The sequence below is a fragment of the Roseobacter sp. TSBP12 genome, from assembly GCF_009129705.1.
In the GTDB taxonomy this organism is placed as follows: domain Bacteria; phylum Pseudomonadota; class Alphaproteobacteria; order Rhodobacterales; family Rhodobacteraceae; genus Celeribacter; species Celeribacter baekdonensis_A.
Window position 1 is genome coordinate 47,625 of the sequence record NZ_PYIB01000045.1, and the last position, 17,905, is coordinate 65,529.

At 57.3% G+C, this 17,905-nt stretch carries 17 protein-coding genes and 1 pseudogene; 11 read left to right on the forward strand and 7 right to left on the reverse strand.

From position 1 onward, the window contains the following. The first annotated feature begins 74 nt into the window (after positions 1-74). Complete coding sequence (locus C8029_RS13890; protein WP_009572532.1) at positions 75-536, forward strand: Lrp/AsnC family transcriptional regulator; 462 nt, start codon at positions 75-77, stop codon at positions 534-536. A 128-nt stretch (positions 537-664) separates the two neighbouring features. On the opposite strand, the gene C8029_RS13895 is transcribed toward C8029_RS13890, so the two are convergent. Both C8029_RS13895 and C8029_RS23130 read right to left on the reverse strand, forming a co-directional pair. Further along, on the reverse strand, positions 665-2,422 hold the full coding sequence (locus C8029_RS13895) for an ABC transporter ATP-binding protein (protein ID WP_152003112.1): 1,758 nt from the start codon (positions 2,420-2,422) through the stop codon (positions 665-667). A gap of 236 nt (positions 2,423-2,658) precedes the next feature. Then, positions 2,659-3,602 (reverse strand): annotated as a pseudogene (locus C8029_RS23130) (IclR family transcriptional regulator). Positions 3,603-3,707: 105 nt separating this feature from the next. Between C8029_RS23130 and C8029_RS13905 the strand changes: the two are divergent. Both C8029_RS13905 and C8029_RS13910 read left to right on the forward strand, forming a co-directional pair. Continuing rightward, positions 3,708-5,840 carry a malate synthase G gene (locus tag C8029_RS13905; protein WP_152003113.1) on the forward strand — a complete coding sequence of 711 codons (2,133 nt, stop codon included), beginning with the start codon at positions 3,708-3,710 and terminating at the stop codon, positions 5,838-5,840. A gap of 31 nt (positions 5,841-5,871) precedes the next feature. Next, positions 5,872-6,294: a GlcG/HbpS family heme-binding protein gene (locus tag C8029_RS13910; protein WP_009572536.1), complete on the forward strand. Its 423-nt coding sequence runs from the start codon at positions 5,872-5,874 to the stop codon at positions 6,292-6,294. A gap of 513 nt (positions 6,295-6,807) precedes the next feature. On the opposite strand, the gene C8029_RS13915 is transcribed toward C8029_RS13910, so the two are convergent. Beyond that, a complete protein-coding gene (locus C8029_RS13915; RefSeq protein WP_009572537.1) occupies positions 6,808-7,227 on the reverse strand; it encodes an acyl-CoA thioesterase in 420 nt (139 codons plus the stop codon). A 388-nt stretch (positions 7,228-7,615) separates the two neighbouring features. Between C8029_RS13915 and C8029_RS13920 the strand changes: the two genes are divergently transcribed. From C8029_RS13920 to C8029_RS13945, 6 genes are all read left to right on the forward strand, one after another. After that, entirely contained in the window at positions 7,616-9,898 is a 2,283-nt protein-coding gene (locus C8029_RS13920) for a bifunctional salicylyl-CoA 5-hydroxylase/oxidoreductase (protein WP_009572538.1), read from the forward strand. Then, positions 9,895-10,638 (forward strand): SDR family NAD(P)-dependent oxidoreductase, encoded by a 744-nt coding sequence (locus tag C8029_RS13925; protein WP_009572539.1) that lies wholly within the window; start codon positions 9,895-9,897, stop codon positions 10,636-10,638. Before C8029_RS13920 ends, C8029_RS13925 begins: the two co-directional genes overlap by 4 nt. Further along, positions 10,635-11,063 (forward strand): acyl-CoA thioesterase, encoded by a 429-nt coding sequence (locus tag C8029_RS13930; RefSeq protein ID WP_009572540.1) that lies wholly within the window; start codon positions 10,635-10,637, stop codon positions 11,061-11,063. Before C8029_RS13925 ends, C8029_RS13930 begins: the two co-directional genes overlap by 4 nt. Before the next feature lie 27 nt (positions 11,064-11,090). Further along, positions 11,091-11,519 (forward strand): RidA family protein, encoded by a 429-nt coding sequence (locus C8029_RS13935; protein WP_009572541.1) that lies wholly within the window; start codon positions 11,091-11,093, stop codon positions 11,517-11,519. Next, the gene (locus C8029_RS13940; protein ID WP_009572542.1) at positions 11,512-11,889 is read left to right on the forward strand and encodes a hotdog domain-containing protein; all 378 of its coding nucleotides are present in this window, start codon (positions 11,512-11,514) and stop codon (positions 11,887-11,889) included. The genes C8029_RS13935 and C8029_RS13940 overlap by 8 nt, the downstream gene beginning before the upstream one ends. A 143-nt stretch (positions 11,890-12,032) precedes the next feature. Further along, on the forward strand, positions 12,033-12,497 hold the full coding sequence (locus tag C8029_RS13945; RefSeq protein ID WP_009572543.1) for a MarR family winged helix-turn-helix transcriptional regulator: 465 nt from the start codon (positions 12,033-12,035) through the stop codon (positions 12,495-12,497). Between the two features lie 15 nt (positions 12,498-12,512). Here C8029_RS13945 and C8029_RS13950 read toward each other — a convergent pair whose 3' ends face one another. Next, the gene (locus tag C8029_RS13950) at positions 12,513-13,046 is read right to left on the reverse strand and encodes a winged helix DNA-binding protein (protein ID WP_152003114.1); all 534 of its coding nucleotides are present in this window, start codon (positions 13,044-13,046) and stop codon (positions 12,513-12,515) included. A gap of 127 nt (positions 13,047-13,173) precedes the next feature. Here C8029_RS13950 and C8029_RS13955 point away from each other — a divergent pair, with 127 nt between their 5' ends. Further along, entirely contained in the window at positions 13,174-14,262 is a 1,089-nt protein-coding gene (locus C8029_RS13955) for an LLM class flavin-dependent oxidoreductase (protein ID WP_152003115.1), read from the forward strand. 64 nt (positions 14,263-14,326) lie between these two features. Here the strand turns inward: C8029_RS13955 and C8029_RS13960 are convergent, their stop codons facing one another. The 3 genes from C8029_RS13960 to C8029_RS13970 form a co-directional block, all read right to left on the reverse strand. Beyond that, positions 14,327-15,136 carry an SDR family NAD(P)-dependent oxidoreductase gene (locus tag C8029_RS13960; RefSeq protein ID WP_152003116.1) on the reverse strand — a complete coding sequence of 270 codons (810 nt, stop codon included), beginning with the start codon at positions 15,134-15,136 and terminating at the stop codon, positions 14,327-14,329. Then, a complete protein-coding gene (locus tag C8029_RS13965; RefSeq protein ID WP_152003117.1) occupies positions 15,133-15,975 on the reverse strand; it encodes a fumarylacetoacetate hydrolase family protein in 843 nt (280 codons plus the stop codon). Before C8029_RS13965 ends, C8029_RS13960 begins: the two co-directional genes overlap by 4 nt. A gap of 63 nt (positions 15,976-16,038) precedes the next feature. Then, complete coding sequence (locus tag C8029_RS13970) at positions 16,039-16,464, reverse strand: cupin domain-containing protein (RefSeq protein WP_009572548.1); 426 nt, start codon at positions 16,462-16,464, stop codon at positions 16,039-16,041. A gap of 568 nt (positions 16,465-17,032) precedes the next feature. Here C8029_RS13970 and C8029_RS13975 point away from each other — a divergent pair. Then, on the forward strand, positions 17,033-17,827 hold the full coding sequence (locus C8029_RS13975) for a cyclase family protein (protein WP_152003118.1): 795 nt from the start codon (positions 17,033-17,035) through the stop codon (positions 17,825-17,827). Positions 17,828-17,905 lie beyond the last annotated feature (78 nt).

Below are 17,905 nucleotides of genomic sequence, written 5' to 3' on the forward strand. Positions count from 1 at the left end.
ATCTTGCTCTATAATCGATAAACCCGCCTATTTTGGCATGATTTAGCTAGATATGGTGAATGAAGGAGGTTTTTATGCACGAGATTGATGAGGCCGACCGGCGTATCCTGCGCGTCATGCAGGCGGATGGGACGCTTTCGGTCACAGAGATCGCCGACCGGGTCGGCCTGTCTCAGTCGCCCTGTTCACGGCGCGTTTCCCGGCTTGTTGAAAACGGGATCATTCTTGGCAAGACGGTCCTTCTCGATCGAAAGAAACTCGGGTTCAACGCAATCGTGCTGGTACGCATCAAGTTGACGTCTCACGGTCGCACGTCCTTTGAACAGTTCCAACAGGCCGTGCTGCGCATCCCCGAAGTGCAGGTGGTTCAACTCATGCTGGGGGACTACGATTTCAACGTGCGCGTGGTGGTGCGCGACATGGATCACTTCCATGCCCTGCTGCAAAACCAGCTCGTGCTGCTTCCCGGGCTTCAGGAAATCCAGAGCTCTGTGTTACTCGATGAGTTGAAATACACGACGCAGCTTCCTCTGTAGGGGCAGGGGCATCGCGCCCGGTTCCCGGTCCAGCGCTTTGCGAGGGCTGTTTTGGAATGGCTGCTCCGTTGACCCCACAGGCGCAATGATGCGGTCAGCCTGAAATGCAATTCAGACTGACCGAAGCGTTATCCGGCCAGCATTTGCCGGGCGCGCAGGGCACGGTAGAGACCGCCCTCATGTGCCATGAGGTCCGGCGGTGTGCCATCTTCAACAATCCGCCCACGATCAAAGACCAAAATGCGGTCCATCCGCTCCACCGTCGCCAAACGGTGGGCGATCACCAAAGTGGTGCGCCCCTCCATCAGCCGCTCTGCGGCCTGCGCCACCTTGGCCTCGGCCTCTGAGTCGAGCGAAGATGTTGCCTCATCCATGATCAGGACCGGCGCATTCGACAGGAAAGCCCGCGCGATGGCGACCCGTTGACGCTCCCCTCCCGACAGTTTGACACCGCGCTCACCCACCTCCGTACCAAAGCCTTTGGGCAGCCGCTTGATAAAATCGAGTGCCCCCGCGCGTTCGGCGGCGTCCCGGACATCCTGCATCGACGCGCCGGGACGGGCGTAGGCGATGTTCTCGGCCAAGGAGCGGTGAAACAACACAGGCTCTTGCGGGACAAGCGCGATATGTTGGCGCAATACCTCCAAGGGAACGCGCGCGATGTCGACGCCGCCCAGTGTGATCACACCGTCGTTGATCTCGTGAATCCGCTGGATCAGTTTCACGAAGGTGGTTTTGCCCGAGCCAGATCGCCCAACCAGTCCGACTTTCTGGCCCTCTGGAATGGCGACGTCCAGATTGGTAAAAAGCGGCGTTGCAGCCCCGTCGTAGCCATAATCCACGCGGTTGAACGCCAGTGCCGCAGCACGCGGCGGCAAGGCGGCTTCGGGCCGTTTGGCGATAGAGGTTTCCGGGGTGGCGGCCATCAGCGCCACCAGTTCCTCGGCATCGTTGACGGCCTTTTGCAGCCCGCGCACATGGTTGCCCATCTGGCGCAAATAGCCGTCGAGCATCCCAAGCGCCGAGACCACAAAGGCGATTTCGCCAGCATTGGCCAGATCGCGGCTATAGGCGAAAAGCGCCCCGCCCAGAACGGTTGCCCGCAAGGCCCAGATCGTCATGTCCTGGGACAGGCCTGAAAAGGTGCCGCGCCGCCATGTGCGCCGGCTGCGATGCGCCCATTTGTCCAGAACAAATCCCAACCGGGTGTCTTCGCGCAGCTCGCCTGCGTGGGCGCGCACGACGCCGTTGGAGGTGATCGCATCGGCCAGCGCGCCGGAGACCCGGCTGTCTTGGGCGTTGGCCAAACGGGCCGCGGGCGCCACCCAGAATAACGTCAACGACATCGAAAGAGCCAAAAACACCAGTGCGCCGATCCCGGCGACGAGCCCGACCTCCCAGCGAAACGCCGTCAGCGTGCCGATGGTGCCCAAAAGGATCAACACCGAGGGCAACAGGGCCAACAACAGCAAGTCCGCCATTTCATCCAAAGCCCAGGCCCCACGCGTGATTTTACGCACGGTCGATCCGGCAAAGGCGTTTGCGTGCCAGTCGGCGGGGAGCCGTTGAACATGGGCGAACGCCTCGGCTTCGGCCGCGCGCATGGAGGGGATGGTCAGGTCGATGATGCAAAAATAGCTTAGGATTTTGGCCGCAATCGACAGGGCACCAAAGGCCAACAATGCCGCAAAGGCAGGCCATGGCGTGTCTGCCCCGGCAACCGCATCGACGAGGCGCCCTGTAAAAACCGGTACGGACAGATCGGCAGCAGATGAGACCAGGACCAGCGCCAAAATGGCGACGACCTTTCCCCTTTGCCGCATCCAAAGGCGGAAGGTGAACGAGAAAACACGCGCAAATGCGCCGTGAGCAGAAAAATGGAACATGACAGTCTCACAACCTTACGGGCTGTGCCTTGCAAATTGTTTGGAAAGTGGGGTCCAGCGCGGACCAGTAAATCTGTACCTTTGGGCGAAAGCGCCACAGAAGCGTCAGATAAAGGCGTCTCCGAAACCGGAGATCCCCGGGAGGTAGCGATCAGCGATAGTCATGTGCGCCCTCCTGGCAAGGTGTGTCATTGGGGTTGTCTTAATTGGCGGTCACATGGTCCGTCAAGCAAAAGTTAAGTGACAGCCATCGGAGGATGTTTGCGTATTCCGATGAAAAGCTCTTGTTGACTTGGAACCTGATAGATTTCGAACCGAGGCGCGGGTTCACTCGCGATACACATCCTGTCCCGCAGGAGCACGCGTGGCAATTCATTGATCACGTCTCGGGTGGGCAGGGGCCATTTTGCACGTTTTCCGCCAATTTTTTCGGTCAATTCGCTGGCCGCCGTCACGACTCTTCGGGCGACGACCTCCGTCATCTCGCCAGTCAGACGCATCATCATCGCTGACACGGAAATGGCGCAGACCGCATCGCCATCCGGGCCCCAGACAGGGGCCGCGAGGCAGCGCAGGCCGCGCGCATGTTCTTCATTGTCCACGGCGTAACCCTGTGCCCGGATGTGTGTGATCTGATCCATCAGAGCCGACAGGCCGTCAACCGAACGCGGCGTCATTGTGGGGAACCCGTGCCGGTCGCAAAATTCGGCGATCTGGGCATCGGGCCAAGTCGCCAAAAGCGCTTTCCCCATCGCCGAGCAGGTCGCGGGCACCGTCCGCCGGGGGGAGAAATTGCCCGCATGATCTCGCGGCTCTCCACCTGGCTCAGCGTCACCAGATGCCCGTCGTCGAGATGCCCGAGATTGGCGGTTTCCCGCGTTTCGTCACGCAGCCGTCGCAGATAGGTCAGCGCCGGGGCCACATAGCTTCTCTTCTGGACATAACTGGCGCCCACCGCAAAGGCTTCATGGCCTACATGCCATTTCGACGTGGTTGGCTCGAAATGGGCAAAGCCCGAATGTTCCAAGGTTGTCAAAAGCCGGTGAGTGGTTGAGACGGCCAACCCGGCTTGTACTGCGAGGTCTGACACCCTTTGTCCCTCGGTCGCTGCCCCAAGCCGTTTCAAAAGCCCCAGAGCCCGCGAAACCGCCTGGACACCCCCTGTTTTTTCGCTCGCCATATCTGTCACTGCGATCCTTGTTTTCCATATCGTGGAAAACTCTTTCTAAACAATATCTGCCGTCGGGGAAAGCGCGTACATCAAAAGACAAGAAGGAGATTTGACATGACATCATACGTTGCTCGCCACGGGCTGGACGTGGCCGAACCGCTTGCCACCTTCATCGAAACCGAGGTTCTCGTTCTCGGCGTGTCTGCGGATGCGTTCTGGTCCGGCTATGCCGCATTGCTGAAAGACCTGATGCCTGTGAACCGTATGTTGCTTGAGACCCGCGACAGGTTGCAGACCGAGATTGACGCGTGGCACGCGGCCAATACGTTGGGCGATGGCACGGCGTATCGCGCGTTCCTGTCGGAGATCGGCTATCTGCAACCGGAACCGGCCCCTTTCGCTGTCGAAACGCAGAACGTCGATGATGAAATTGCCGCCGTCGCCGGACCCCAACTTGTGGTGCCCGTGATGAACGCGCGCTTTGCCCTGAATGCGGCGAATGCGCGCTGGGGCTCGCTTTATGACGCGCTCTACGGCACGGATGCCATCCCCGGCAAGGCAAGCGGCCGCGGATATGATCCGGCACGCGGCGCTCAGGTGATTGCCTGGGCACGGGCACATCTCGACAAGGTGACCCCGCTGAGCGGACAGAGCTGGGCCGATGTCACCGGGTTCACGGTGTCGGAGGGGGCTTTGCTCGTCGCCGCAGGTGGCATGGATGTGACGCTTGCCGATCCCGCTCAGTTCGCGGGCTATCGGGACACGGGCAATATTCTCCTCACCGCCAACGGGCTGTTGATTGAGGTCGTGATCAACCGCGACAGTCTGATCGGCAAAACCGATCCCGCCGGCATCGCCGATGTCCGCATCGAAGCCGCGCTGACGGCCATTCAGGACTGTGAAGATTCCGTCGCCGCGGTCGATGCCGAGGACAAATGTGCGGTGTACCGGAATTGGCTGGGTCTGATGACTGGCACATTGACCGAGAGCTTCGACAAGGGAGGGCAGCCGATGACGCGGGCGCTTGCCCCCGATGTCACCTATCATGCGCCGGACGGCGGTTCCGTCACCCACCCCGGACGTGCCCTCATGCTGGTGCGCAATGTCGGCCACCTGATGCTGACCGACGCGGTCCGCATCGACGGTCAGGACACGCCGGAAGGCATCATGGACGCCGTCGTGACGGTGGCCTGCGCCATGCACGATCTGGCCAAGACGGATGGTCCGCGCAATTCGCGCAAAGGCTCGGTCTATGTTGTCAAACCGAAAATGCATGGGCCCGAAGAGGTGGCTTTTGCCAACACGCTTTACAGCCGGGTCGAAGCTCTGCTGGGCCTGCCTGAAAACACCGTGAAGCTTGGCATCATGGATGAAGAGCGTCGGACGTCGGCCAATCTGGCCGCCTGTATCGCGGCGGTGAAAAATCGCTGCGTGTTCATCAACACCGGGTTTCTCGACCGCACTGGCGACGAAATTCACACTTCGATGCAGGCCGGTCCCGTGATCCCGCGCGGCGAGATGGCCGGGTCCGCATGGCTTTCGGCCTATGAGAACGGCAATGTCGATACCGGCCTCGCATGTGGCATGAAAGGTCAGGCGCAGATCGGCAAGGGCATGTGGGCCAAACCCGATGAGATGGCCGAGATGCTCGCCGCCAAGATTGCGCATCCGAAGGCCGGGGCCAACACGGCCTGGGTGCCGTCTCCGACCGCCGCAGTGCTGCACGCCACGCATTACCACGAGGTCGATGTCAGCGCCGTTCAGAGCGAGATCGCGGATCGTCCGCGCGCGCGCCGCGAGGCTTTGCTGATGCCGCCGATCATGCACGGGCGCAACCTGTCACAGGCCGAAATCCGGCACGAGCTTGAGAACGCATGTCAGTCCATTCTGGGCTACGTGGTGCGCTGGGTCGATCAGGGTGTTGGGTGTTCGAAAGTACCTGACATCAATGATGTGGCTCTGATGGAAGACCGTGCGACATTGCGGATTTCCTCACAGTATCTGGCCAACTGGCTGTTGCATGGCCTGTGTTCGAAGGATGACATCGAAGCTGCGTTCCGCTGCATGGCTCCAAAGGTCGATGCGCAAAACGCCGGTGATGCACAGTACACCCCGATGGCCCCCGGTTTCGCGGGCGAAGCCTTTAATGTCGCACGAGCGCTGGTCTTTGACGGAGTCAACCAACCTTCGGGCTATACGGAGCCGCTTCTCCACGCGGCCCGCCGCCGTGTGAAGAACGCCCTGTGACGGTGGGCGCAAAATCAAGGAAGGATACAACATGCTGACGATCAAGAGACTGGACATTCAGGACGCCCGCGTCCTGATCGCCGGGGCGCGGGAAAAAGCCGAGGTGATCGGCGTGCCTATGTGTATCGCAATCACCGATGAGGGCGGCAATCTGATCGCCTTTGAGCGGATGGACGGTGGCAAGGTGACGTCGTCGATCATCGCCATCGACAAAAGCTACACGGCCTCGGGCGCCAAGAAAGCCACACATGAATATGGCGTTGCAAGCCAGCCGGGATCGCCGGCCTACGGCATCGGTTCCGCCATCGGTGGCCGCCTTATGGTGGTGGGTGGCGGCCTGCCTGTCATTGTCGAGGGAGAGGTTGTCGGCGGAATCGGTGTCTCCTCTGGGACTCCGGATCAGGACCGCGCCGTAGCCCAGGCTGGCATCGATGCATTCCTTGCCACTTTGTAAGGTTGCGCATGTGACGTCGACGATGCGGCCTTTCACCGAATGCAACGGTTTCGCGACGTCACACCCCCAACATTAGGGAGTGTATGAGTTTTAATCTCATCGAATAAAACATAACTATCCTTATAGGAATTTTATTTCGCCGAGTGTGTGCGCTACCTTCAAGTGCGACTCCTATTAGAAAACAATGAGTTATCTAATGAGGAAAATGTGCCATGGGAGCCGTTTATACGCAACTGAGTATCTCCAAGCGACGCAAAACGGAACGCTGGAGACACCCGAAGGTCCCTGTCGACGCGATGGCCCGTGTTCCGGATTGGTCGGAATCAACTATCCACCGGGAGATCAACGTCATTTCTGGGCCGCTGACGCTTTCCCTAAAAAACGCCGGGTATTTCGGCCATACTGCCAATTGCAGATGCACCGCCCCCAGAGCCAATAGGAGCGCAGTTCAACTGGCGCTTACACGCGTGAGACGCGGCGCAAATGGAGCAGGAAGACGGCAAACGCCGTTGTTTATGCCGCCAGTTCGGGGTGAAGATATCTCTCCAACCCGGCGCGGCAATCGTCGGGCCAGGGATGGGATTTATGATCCTTGGTCGAGGTCATGACGATGAGTTGCTCGATGGTCCAGATCACGTCCTCTCCGACCGTCACCACCGTATATAAATCAAGAGAGGATTTGCCGATCTTGCGCACATGCACATTGAAATCGAGCACATCCCCGTACACCGCAGGTTTTTTAAATTCGATGGTCATTTTGACACTGGGCAGACCCAAATGGCGGTCAAACATCAGATCCTTCCATGTGACCCCGAAAGAGGCGAACATGGCCTCATTCACATCGACCAACATGGACAGATAGGCCGGGTGATAGGCGATGCCGGTGAGGTCGCAGTCACCAAAACGCATCGGCTTTGAAATCATAAAGGGCATAGGGATTCCTTTCAGTCGGGTGGTCGCAATGGGCATACGCCGCGTATGAAGATGAGCGGCCCGCCAAATTTGCGCCCTCTCTTATTGTTTATGTTTAAAATTTATTACGATGTCAAACACCGGATGAATCGGGTCGGATATGGGCGCTTTATCGGCAGAAATTCTCGAAAGATAGAACCTATAGTTTTGAGAATGAAACCATATATAATCAGAAAGTGAATTATTTAGCATTAAATTTCAATGTTTTAATCAATGCTCACAGGCCACACTTTCGGCGCGTCTGACCCATGTCTTACCTGTTGACAGGCAGATGTGCTCAACTTAACTTTATATTTAAAATATATTGGAGGCGCGAGACCTCAGCCTCCTAAGTCAAAGGATGACAGCAATGAAGATAGCGATTCTCGGCGGTGGCCCCTCCGGTCTGTACTTTGCGATTTCGATGAAGCTGCGCGACCCGAACCATGATCTCACGGTCTATGAGCGCAACCGCTTCGACGACACCTTTGGCTGGGGCGTTGTGCTGTCCGATGAGACCATGTCCAATTTTGAGGACAACGACCCGATTTCCGAAAAAATGATCCGCGACAACTTTGCCTATTGGGATGATGTCAAAACGGTCCGTGGCAACGAGGCGATGACATCAGGCGGTCATGGGTTCTGTGGCATTGGGCGCAAAAAGCTGTTGTTGGTGCTGCAAGAGCGCGCCCGCGCACTTGGCGTCACCTTGCAATACGAGACCGACCTCACCGACGAAAAGATCGCTGACTTGAAAGAGGCCCACGATTTGGTGGTGGCCGCAGACGGGCTCAACTCCAAAACACGCACGATCTATGCGGATAAATTTCAGCCCGACATCGACATGCGCCGGAACCACTTTGTTTGGCTCGGCACGCATCAGAAATTCGACGACGCCTTTACGTTTATTTTTGAGAAAACCGAACACGGCTGGATCTGGGCGCATGCCTATCAATTCGACGATGACACAGCGACGTTCATTGTCGAATGCGGCCCCGAGGTCTTTAAGGCCTTTGGCTTTGACAGGCTCAACCAACAAGACAGCATCGCGCTGTGCGAGAAGATTTTTGCCAAGCATCTTGGTGGCCATGCCTTGATGACCAATGCCAATCACATTCGCGGTTCGGCCTGGATTCAATTCCCGCGCGTCACTTGCGAAAACTGGTATTTTGAAAATGTCGTTTTGCTCGGGGATGCCTCCGCCACAGCGCATTTTTCTATCGGCTCCGGCAGCAAACTTGGGATGGAAAGTGCCATCGCCCTGGCCGATGAACTCAACTCCGGCGCACCGCTGCAGGACGCGCTACAAACCTATCAAGACGAGCGCAAACTCCAGGTGTTGCGCGTCACATCCGCGGCGCGCAATTCGACGGAATGGTTTGAAGAGGTCGAACGCTATCTGACCTTGGACATGATGCAGTTCAACTATTCCCTGCTCACCCGATCGCAACGGATCAGCCACGAAAACCTGCGGTTGCGCGACCCGGAATGGCTGGCCTCGGCCGAAGCCTGGTTCCAGAAAAAAGCGGGGAGCAATTCAAGCCGCAGCCCGATGTTTGCGCCGTTCAAGCTGCGTGAGATGGAGCTGACAAACCGTGTCGTTGTCTCGCCAATGGCACAATACAAGGCCTCTGAAGGCATGCCGACCGACTGGCATTTTGTGCATTACGCGGAGCGCGCCAAAGGTGGGGCCGGGCTGGTGTTCACCGAAATGCTTTGTGTCTCCATGGAGGGACGCATCACCCCCGGTTGCCCGTGTATCGGACCGGACCAAGTCCCTGCTTGGTCGCGCCTGACCGATTTCGTGCATGCGGAAACCCCCGCGAAAATCTGTGCGCAAATCGGCCATGCAGGTCGCAAAGGCTCCACCCGTCTGGCATGGGATGGGATCGACCAACCGCTCACAGAGGGCAATTGGGACCTCCTCTCCGCCTCGGCACTGCCGTTGATGGAGGGCAATGTCGTGCCCAAAGCAATGGATCGCGCTGACATGGATAAGGTCAAAGACCAATTCGTCGCAGCGGTGAAAGCCGCAGCACAGGCCGATTTCGACATGATCGAAATGCACGCAGCCCACGGGTATCTTTTGGCCTCCTTCATCTCGCCCGTGACCAACAAGCGGTCTGATGAGTATGGTGGAAGCCTAGAGAACCGGATGCGGTTCCCGCTTGAAATCTTTCACGCGATGCGCGCGCATTGGCCCGAAGCCAAACCGATGAGCGTACGGATTTCGGCCCATGACTGGATGGGCGACGCGGGCGTTCACCCCGAAGAGGCCGTCGCGATCGCGCAGATGTTCAAAGAGGCCGGAGCCGATGCGATCAACGTCTCCTCTGGCCAGACCGATAAAAAAGAACAGCCGGTCTATGGCCGTATGTTCCAAGTGCCCTTCTCTGATCGGGTGCGCAATGACATCCACGCGCCGACTTTGGTGGCGGGCAATATTTATGAACCGGATCATGTCAATTCGATCCTAATGGCCGGTCGCGCCGATCTTGTTCTTTTGGCCCGTCCGCATCTTGCCGATCCATACTGGACGCTTCATGCGGCCGTGGATCTGTGTGACACGGAGCAACCATGGCCAGCCCCCTATGAAGGTGGGCGCCGTCAGGCCAATCTTCTGGCCGAACGCGCGAAAGCGATGGCGTCATGAGTTTAGACGGGAAAGCGGCCTTTGTGACGGGAGGCGGCTCCGGTGTCGGGGCTGTCATCGCCATGCAACTGGCCCAAGCCGGAGCACAGGTCACGATTTGCGGTCGCCGTCGTGCGCCGCTCGACGCTGTGGCCGCCAGGCACCCGAACATCACGGCAGTTGTCGCGGACATCACCGATGAGGCTGCAATTTCCACGGTCATTGCCAAGGCGGCCCCCGATATTGTCGTGGCCAACGCCGGGGCCTCGGAAAGTGCACCGTTCGCCAAAACCGAATTGGCCGCCTTTGAACGGATGATGACGGTCAACCTCACCGGCACGTTTCTGACGCTGCGCGAAGGGGTCAAGGCGATGCAGGGCAAGCCATGGGGCCGCCTCATTGCCATCGCCTCGACCGCCGGGATCAAAGGCTATCCCTATGTCGCGCCCTATGCGGCGGCAAAGCATGGCGTGATTGGGATGGTCAAATCCGTAGCCCTCGAAGTTGTGCGCAAAGGCATCACGGTCAATGCGATTTGTCCGGGGTTTCTTGACACCGAAATGACCGACCGCTCGATCGCCAATATCGTCGAAAAAACCGGGCGCAGCCCCGAAGAGGCCCGCGCCTCTTTGGAGGCGACCAACCCTATGCACAGACTCGTCCCTCCCGAAGATGTCGCCCGTGCCGTTCTCTGGCTCTGCTCTGAGGGCTCGGATATGGTCACTGGACAATCTATTTCAGTGTCCGGAGGTGAGACATGAGCGAGACCTTTTCCATCCGCCGTCAGGTGGAATTCAATCACTGTGACGCCGCCGGGATCGTGTTCTACCCCCGCTATTTTGAAATGATCTCCTCGCTGACCGAGCGGTTCTTTTCTGATGCGTTGGATTTTAGCTGGGCCTCCATTGGCCTCGCTGAGGGCTACGGCACGCCGATGGGCAATATCGAGGTCCGATTTCACGCGCCCTCTCAGCTTGAAGATTGGTTGGATCTCTCGCTACAGATCGAACGGATCGGCCGGTCCTCTGCGACATTCCTGATCACCTGTGCCTGCGAGGGCGCGCTGCGGTTCACCTGTAAAGCCACGGTGGTTTACGCCAACATCAAGACCGGCGGCTCTGAACCCTGGCCCGAAACACCGCGTGCCAAAATGTCCCGCTATCTCACGGCCTCCTCCCAAAATTGAATGCCAAGATTAAAAGAAAGACGCACCATGACAGCTCTCACACCTCATATGTTCCTCCAGCCCGACGGTTGGGTTCCGGCCAAAGGCTATGCCAACGGTCTTTTGGCCGAAGGCCGGATGGTTTTCACGGGCGGTCTGATCGGGTGGAACGCCCAGCAAGAGTGGGTGCATCTGGATATGCTGGGGCAATTCCGCCAGACGCTCGAAAACATTGTGGCGGTGCTGGAACAGGCCGGTGCAAAGCCCGAGCACCTTGTGCGCCTGACCTGGTACATCACCAACAAAGAAGAATATCTCGACAACCTGCGGGCGTTCGGGGCCGCTTACCGCGAGGTGATTGGACGTCATTTCCCGGCGATGGCCGTTGTTCAGGTCGTGGCCTTGATGGAGGACGCCGCCAAGATCGAGATCGAAGCCACGGCGGTTATTCCCCATGACATTACACCCCATGACTGAGGCGCTTCAACGCCCCGACACGGCCCCCACCCTTGTCACTGTCGCCCCGCACAGCCACGCCACGCCACGCGGGGCGGTCACCGGGGCGTGGATCATGGGTCAGCTGGATGTGGCGGCGGGGCTTGCTGGCCGTAAAATTTCTCAGGGTGATGCCTTGATCCTGTCGATCAAAGAGCTGACCTTTCACGCCGCCCTCGCCGCTGGCGCGGAATTTGCGATCCATGCCGACCTGACACGACGCGGCAACAGTTCCTTTAACCTGTTTCTTTCCGCTTGGGCCGAGCCGGACACGGATTGCACCCTCATTATGAGTGCTGATGTGGTGCTTGTTGCGATTGATGCCGATGGCAAGCCACGGAAACTGAACTAAAAAACATTACAACAGCGTTAGCCGCATAGTCCTGATAAAGAAAAACCCATATGAATTTCATGTGGGTTTTCACTTTACCTGCGCGCCTATAAATTGATACTTAAAACAAGTTTTGTACGATACTTCGAAATGGATAGGTAAAAATGACTGCGCAAGAGACCCACTTGGTTGAGGATGAAATGCTCGCGCGTCAAAGGCTCCGGCTTTGGTTGCAAATGCTCAAGGCCGTGCGCCACGTCGAGGGATCTTTGCGTGAGCGCCTTCGCTCAGGCTATGCCACCACCCTGCCCCGCTTTGACGTCTTGGCCGCTCTTCATTCGGAACCGGAGGGCATGAAAATGAGCGAGCTGTCGCAGCATCTTGTCGTGTCCAATGGCAATGTCACCGGTGTGGTGGATCGGTTGGTGAATGAGGAGCTTGTGGAGCGGCTAACTCTCGAATCAGATCGCCGCGCTTTTCTGGTGCGGATCACCGACAAAGGCCGTGCTTTGATGGATGAAATGACGGCTGAACATCTCAGTTGGATTGACGAAATGTTCACGGATGTATCCGAGTCCGACGCGGCGCGCGGCATTTCCATCATGCTCGACATTCGCCACAAAGGTTAACGTAGCTTCTCGTAATCAGCGCCTATGTGTCGCGATCACGCGAGAGGCCTCTTCATAGAGTCCCGAAAGAATGTTGAGCGTCCGCACCGCGTCTTTCATCCGCGCGGTGAATTCCGGCAATTCAGCAATCTCTGAAATCAACTGACTGCGGCGTATCTCTGCGTATCTATCAGTGATCTCACGCCCCTGATCCGTGGCCGCGTAGGTGACCCCTGTTCGACTTGATCCATGTTTGGACACAAGCCCGTCAGAAACCATTTTCCGTATAGAATACTGAATGTTAGGAATGTCATCCCGGTTCATCAGCCGGGCGATTTCTTTGATCGTTTTGGCGCGATCATTCATGCGGATCACATGGAGCAGCGCGTTGTCCGGGCCACTGGCAACATAGCCCGAAGAGGCGACCAGACACTCAGATTGCCAGCGGCCAAAGCTTTCGAATGTGCGCATCAATGCGAATTCAAATTCCGTCGCCGCGACCTCTGGCTCATCGGCGGCAAGGTGCCATGTGAAGTCAATATTTTTTGGCGCGGCCTTTTTTCCCGACATGTGCGGACCTCCGGTTTCGGCTTCGGTTTAAACATGTTTTCACAGCAAAATTATCTTGACTCAACGTCTTTTTTAAATGAATTTTTAAATCAAAAATCTATTCAAAAACCAACATGGAGAACCGCACATGACCAGGAATAAAATGTTTCAAAAGGACGGGTTCAAACTCGGCACCTTCTCATCCAACTGCTCCTCTGGGATGACGGTCAGCAAAGCGCCGGAACGCTGGGTGAACAGCTGGGAGAACAATCTCAAGCTCGGCAAGATGCTTGACGAGGCCGGGATGGATTTCATTTTGCCGATTGCCCGCTGGATCGGCTATGGCGGCGAAACCGATTTCCACGGCAGCGTGTTGGAGACGGTGACCTGGGCCACGGCACTTTTGGCAAACACCAAAGACATCTCAGTCTTCGCCACCATTCACACAGCGGCCAATCACCCCGTTGTCGTCGCCAAACAAATCGCCACGATGGATCAAATCGGTGCGGGTCGCGCGGGCCTCAATATTGTCGCGGGCTGGAACAAACCGGAATATGAGGCGCTTGGGCTCACACTGCCCGACGATCACGAGTCCCGCTATGGCTACGCTCAGGAATGGTTCGACATCGTTCAAAAACTATGGACCAGCCACGAACATTTTGATTGGGACGGCGCGTCCTTTACCCTCAAAGGCGTCAAGGGGGATCCTTGGCCCATCGAAGGGGGCGTGCCAATCCTGAACGCTGCTGGCTCCGGTTTGGGGCGTGAATTTGCCACCCAAAACGCCAATTACCTGTTCACCCCGGCCATTGACCTGACCCGCTCCGTCGATGAGATCAAAGAGCTCAAGCAAAAGGCAACGGACAAGGGTCGCGATGTGGGTGTGCTGACGTTCAGCCATGTGATTTGCCGCCCCACCGAAGAAGAGGCACGCGCCTATCACGACAAGATCATGAGCGAAATCGACTGGCCCGCCGTCGACAATCTGGTGAATCTTCAGTTCGCCCACGCGCAGTCTTTCCCGCATGATTTGTTGGCGCAAATCCGCGATGTGATGGCGCTTGGCCATGGTGGCTTCCCGCTGATCGGGACCCCGCGCCAAGTGGCCGATGGCATCATCAAATTGCATGACACTGGCTTTGCGGGCACCACCCTGTCCTTTGTCGACTACGTTGAGGAATTCCCCTATTTCCGCGATGAAGTGCTGCCGCTTCTCGCCGAAGCTGGCATTCGCTAACGCAAAAGCAAAGCCCCCGATCTCTGAGAGACCGGGGGCTTTTGTCTTGTCGAAACAGGCAGGATTAAAGCAGGCCGGTTTCCTTGGCGACACGGCGATACGCGGCCCCGGCGGTAAAACCGCCGTCGATCACAAAGTCCTCTCCGGTGATGAAAGCCGACCCCTCGGAGGCGAGAAACAGCACCAATTGGGCAACCTCGTCGGCCTCACCGGAGCGGTGCATCGGCGTCAGGTTGATCATCGGTGCAAGGTGCGGCGAGCTGCGATTCAGGTCCGTTACAATCAGCCCCGGACAGATGGCATTGACCCGAATGCCCATGTCCGCGAACTCCATCGCAGCCGTACGTGTCAGGCCCCGGAGCGCCCATTTTGACGACGTATAGGCGGGGTCGTAATGCCCGGAAAAGCCACTGTTGGACGAAATATTGATGATGCTGCCGCCCCCCGTTTCGGCCATGAATGGCGCCGCATGTTTGAGACCGATGAACGCGCCAGTGGCATTCACATCCATCACTTTACGCCATTCATCCACGGACATATCCCGGATGATTTTGCGATTGATGATCCCGGCGTTGTTCACAAGGATATCAAGCCGCCCGGTCCAATCCCGCACAAGATCCAAGGCCGCGCACCATGCCGATTCCGAGGTCACATCGAGTGTCGCGAAGCGCACATTATGCCCCGCATCACCTAGGCGCGCCGCCAGAGCCACACCGTCCTCTTCCAGCACATCACACAATAGCACAGAGGCCCCAGCCGTGGCCAAAAGCTCGGCCTCGATCGCGCCTTGCCCGCGCGCGGCGCCGGTTACAATCGCGGTTTTGCCCGACAAGTCCGTCAGGGCATTTTTGACCGTCTCGAAATTGATACTCATGCTTGCACCATCCGTTGGCGTTGTTCCCCAAGCCCGTCCGCGCCGAGTGTGACCACTTGTCCGGCACGCAAGAAAGTCGGCGGCTTCATCCCTAAGCCGACGCCGGGAGGGGTGCCGGTTGCAATGATGTCGCCCGGCTCCAGCGTCATGAATTGCGAGATGTAATGGACCAGATGTGCCACCCCAAAGATCATCGTCTTGGTGTTGCCGGTCTGACGGCGTTCACCATCCACATCGAGCCAAAGATCAATGTTCTGAATGTCGTCAAATTCGTCTTTCGTGACCATCCATGGGCCGACAGGCCCAAAGGTGTCGTGGCTTTTGCCCTTGACCCATTGCCCGCCGCGCTCGGATTGAAAGGCCCGTTCAGAGACGTCATTGACCAAAGTGTAGCCTGCAACATACTCCAACGCCTCGGCTTCCGAGACGTATTTTGCGCGTGAGCCGATGACGATGCCCAGTTCGACCTCCCAATCGGTCTTTTCGGACGTGCGCGGAATTTCGACATCATCATTTGGACCGCAAATCGCGTTCGAGGCCTTGGCAAACAGGATCGGTTCAGTCGGGGGTTCTTTGCCCGTTTCCTTGGCGTGATCGGCGTAGTTAAGGCCGACACAGAGAAATTTACCCGGTCGTGCGATCGCTGACCCGAGGCGCGGCGCCCCCTCAACCACGGGCAAACCCGTCAGATCAAGAGCGGCAAGTCTGGCGAGGCCCTCGGGTGACAGGCTCTCGCCATTAATGTCTGCGACAACACCGGAGAGGTCGCGCATTTGGCCCTCGGCATCCAGACATGCGGGGCGTTCCGAGCCGATCGGCCCATAGCGAAGAAGCTTCATAAAGCATCCTTTCATAGGACGTCTCCGGGGCATGATCCGCCGGAGACGACAAGGGGATGAATGTTACGCGCGACGATAGCCTTCGAGGGCTTCGTCGGGCACATCAGGAAGGTTTGTGACGAGATTGTCCGGCGTCCGACAGGTCAGCCAAACAAGTTCCTCGGTGGTGCTCATGTTGACTTCGACATGCGGCATGTAGGGCGGCACAAACACGAAATCGCCCTCATACATATCAAGATATTCTTTGTAGTCTTCGCCAAAATAGATGCGACCATGACCTTTCAGGACATAGCCCCCGGTTTCGCATTCCTCATGGTGATGCGGCGGCGAGCGATGACCGGGTTCATTGCTGACCCGCCCAAACCAGATTTTGGTGGCGGGTGTGTGCTGTGGGCTCACACCCGATTTGCGAACGCATTCACCGGATTGCAATGTGCTGTCATCCAGTTCGGTGGAACGCGTGACGACGGGAACAACTTTGTCGGCCATGGATAGTCCTCCTCTCAAATTGGGCGGGTGCATCGCACCCTTGGACGCAACAGTTGCATATGATGTTTTAGGCTTCAAGTAAATCTTTGCGCGTGGGATATGACGTTCAAAGACCTAAGGCGGGCATCGGCGCCCATAGACAAGAGGCCAGGCAGCGGGCGAGGCGCCGGAACTTATTTGCCCTAAATCCAAGGTCATTGCACAGAGAGACAGTTCTATGCCCGGAGCGCCCTTCTGTTTGATTCTACTCAAATCACTCTAAATACCCGTATTTTTTTGTTTGTTTAAATTTTAATCAGTGGTTTACCCCACCACAGTCGCGACAAATCTTCTCAACCGATCCCGTTGGAATGCGCTCAAAACTCTGTTTGTTTTCATGCAGTTTTCGACATCTTCAGCGTGCGATCAAAACAAATCACAGCCTTTTCAGGACAGGATTCCACACGCGCCCCCTCGGCGGTGCGAAAGATTTTTATCTCAAAATAAACTTTGTACTTGAAGAAAACTTATATATGCACTTGCATATTAATAATCAAAAAGCACACTTCACCTCAACAGGGAGTCCCATATGTCCACCCAGGAAACACTTGCAAACGTCGCAGCTGGTCTGCTGAACGGGTCCATCAAAGTCGTTGATTGCACCGCCCCGCTCGGCCCAGATACGCCGCTGTTGAAACTGCCGCCTGAATTCGCCGACGACACACCCAAAATTGAGATTCACAAAATCTCCGAATACGGTGACCGCGGTCCGTTTTGGGCTTGGAATTGGCTGAAACTCGGCGAACATTCCGGCACCCATTACGATGCGCCGCACCACTGGATCACCGGCAAAGATTTCCCCGATGGCTCCGTCGACACCATCAATCCGCAAAACTTCGTCGCTCCGGCCAATGTGATTGATTGCTCCCGAGAGGCCGCCGAAAATCCCGATTTCCTTTTGACCGTCGCGCATGTGAAGGCGTGGGAAGCCGAGCATGGTGAGATCAAAGAAGGCGAATGGGTGCTGATGCGCACCGATTGGGATCAATACAACACGGATGAGGACAAATACCTCAACGCAGATGAAAACGGCCCACATACGCCTGGCCCGACGGCAGAGCTCATCACCTATCTGATGGAAGAGAAAAAAGCGCTTGGCTGGGGCACCCAGTGTATTGGCACCGACGCTGGCGCTGCGGGCGGCTTTGAAATTCCGTTCCCGGCGCACAACCTGCTGCACAAACACAACCGCTATGGCCTTGCCTCTTTGACCAACCTGAAGGAGCTGCCCGCCAAAGGCGCGATCCTTGTCACGGCACCGCTCAAGATCGTCAAGGGCACCGGCTCGCCGATCCGGGCGCTTGCGCTCATCCCTGCCGCTTGATCCGGGAGACATATCCATGACCGCATCCACAGACATTGCTATCATCGGGACCGGGATCAACGCCTTGGTCGCCGGAGC

What these genes read in the sequence shown, in the direction of transcription:
- C8029_RS13910 (WP_009572536.1), top strand. Translation starts at nt 5,872, where the DNA reads ATGCTGACGATCAAGAGACTGGACATTCAGGACGCCCGCGTCCTGATC.
- C8029_RS13955 (WP_152003115.1), top strand. Translation starts at nt 13,174, where the DNA reads ATGACCAGGAATAAAATGTTTCAAAAGGACGGGTTCAAACTCGGCACC.
- C8029_RS13920 (WP_009572538.1), top strand. Translation starts at nt 7,616, where the DNA reads ATGAAGATAGCGATTCTCGGCGGTGGCCCCTCCGGTCTGTACTTTGCG.
- C8029_RS13960 (WP_152003116.1), bottom strand. Translation starts at nt 15,136, where the DNA reads ATGAGTATCAATTTCGAGACGGTCAAAAATGCCCTGACGGACTTGTCG.
- C8029_RS13915 (WP_009572537.1), bottom strand. Translation starts at nt 7,227, where the DNA reads ATGCCCTTTATGATTTCAAAGCCGATGCGTTTTGGTGACTGCGACCTC.
- C8029_RS13950 (WP_152003114.1), bottom strand. Translation starts at nt 13,046, where the DNA reads ATGTCGGGAAAAAAGGCCGCGCCAAAAAATATTGACTTCACATGGCAC.
- C8029_RS13940 (WP_009572542.1), top strand. Translation starts at nt 11,512, where the DNA reads ATGACTGAGGCGCTTCAACGCCCCGACACGGCCCCCACCCTTGTCACT.
- C8029_RS13935 (WP_009572541.1), top strand. Translation starts at nt 11,091, where the DNA reads ATGACAGCTCTCACACCTCATATGTTCCTCCAGCCCGACGGTTGGGTT.
- C8029_RS13905 (WP_152003113.1), top strand. Translation starts at nt 3,708, where the DNA reads ATGACATCATACGTTGCTCGCCACGGGCTGGACGTGGCCGAACCGCTT.
- C8029_RS13965 (WP_152003117.1), bottom strand. Translation starts at nt 15,975, where the DNA reads ATGAAGCTTCTTCGCTATGGGCCGATCGGCTCGGAACGCCCCGCATGT.
- C8029_RS13890 (WP_009572532.1), top strand. Translation starts at nt 75, where the DNA reads ATGCACGAGATTGATGAGGCCGACCGGCGTATCCTGCGCGTCATGCAG.
- C8029_RS13925 (WP_009572539.1), top strand. Translation starts at nt 9,895, where the DNA reads ATGAGTTTAGACGGGAAAGCGGCCTTTGTGACGGGAGGCGGCTCCGGT.
- C8029_RS13895 (WP_152003112.1), bottom strand. Translation starts at nt 2,422, where the DNA reads ATGTTCCATTTTTCTGCTCACGGCGCATTTGCGCGTGTTTTCTCGTTC.
- C8029_RS13970 (WP_009572548.1), bottom strand. Translation starts at nt 16,464, where the DNA reads ATGGCCGACAAAGTTGTTCCCGTCGTCACGCGTTCCACCGAACTGGAT.
- C8029_RS13945 (WP_009572543.1), top strand. Translation starts at nt 12,033, where the DNA reads ATGACTGCGCAAGAGACCCACTTGGTTGAGGATGAAATGCTCGCGCGT.
- C8029_RS13975 (WP_152003118.1), top strand. Translation starts at nt 17,033, where the DNA reads ATGTCCACCCAGGAAACACTTGCAAACGTCGCAGCTGGTCTGCTGAAC.
- C8029_RS13930 (WP_009572540.1), top strand. Translation starts at nt 10,635, where the DNA reads ATGAGCGAGACCTTTTCCATCCGCCGTCAGGTGGAATTCAATCACTGT.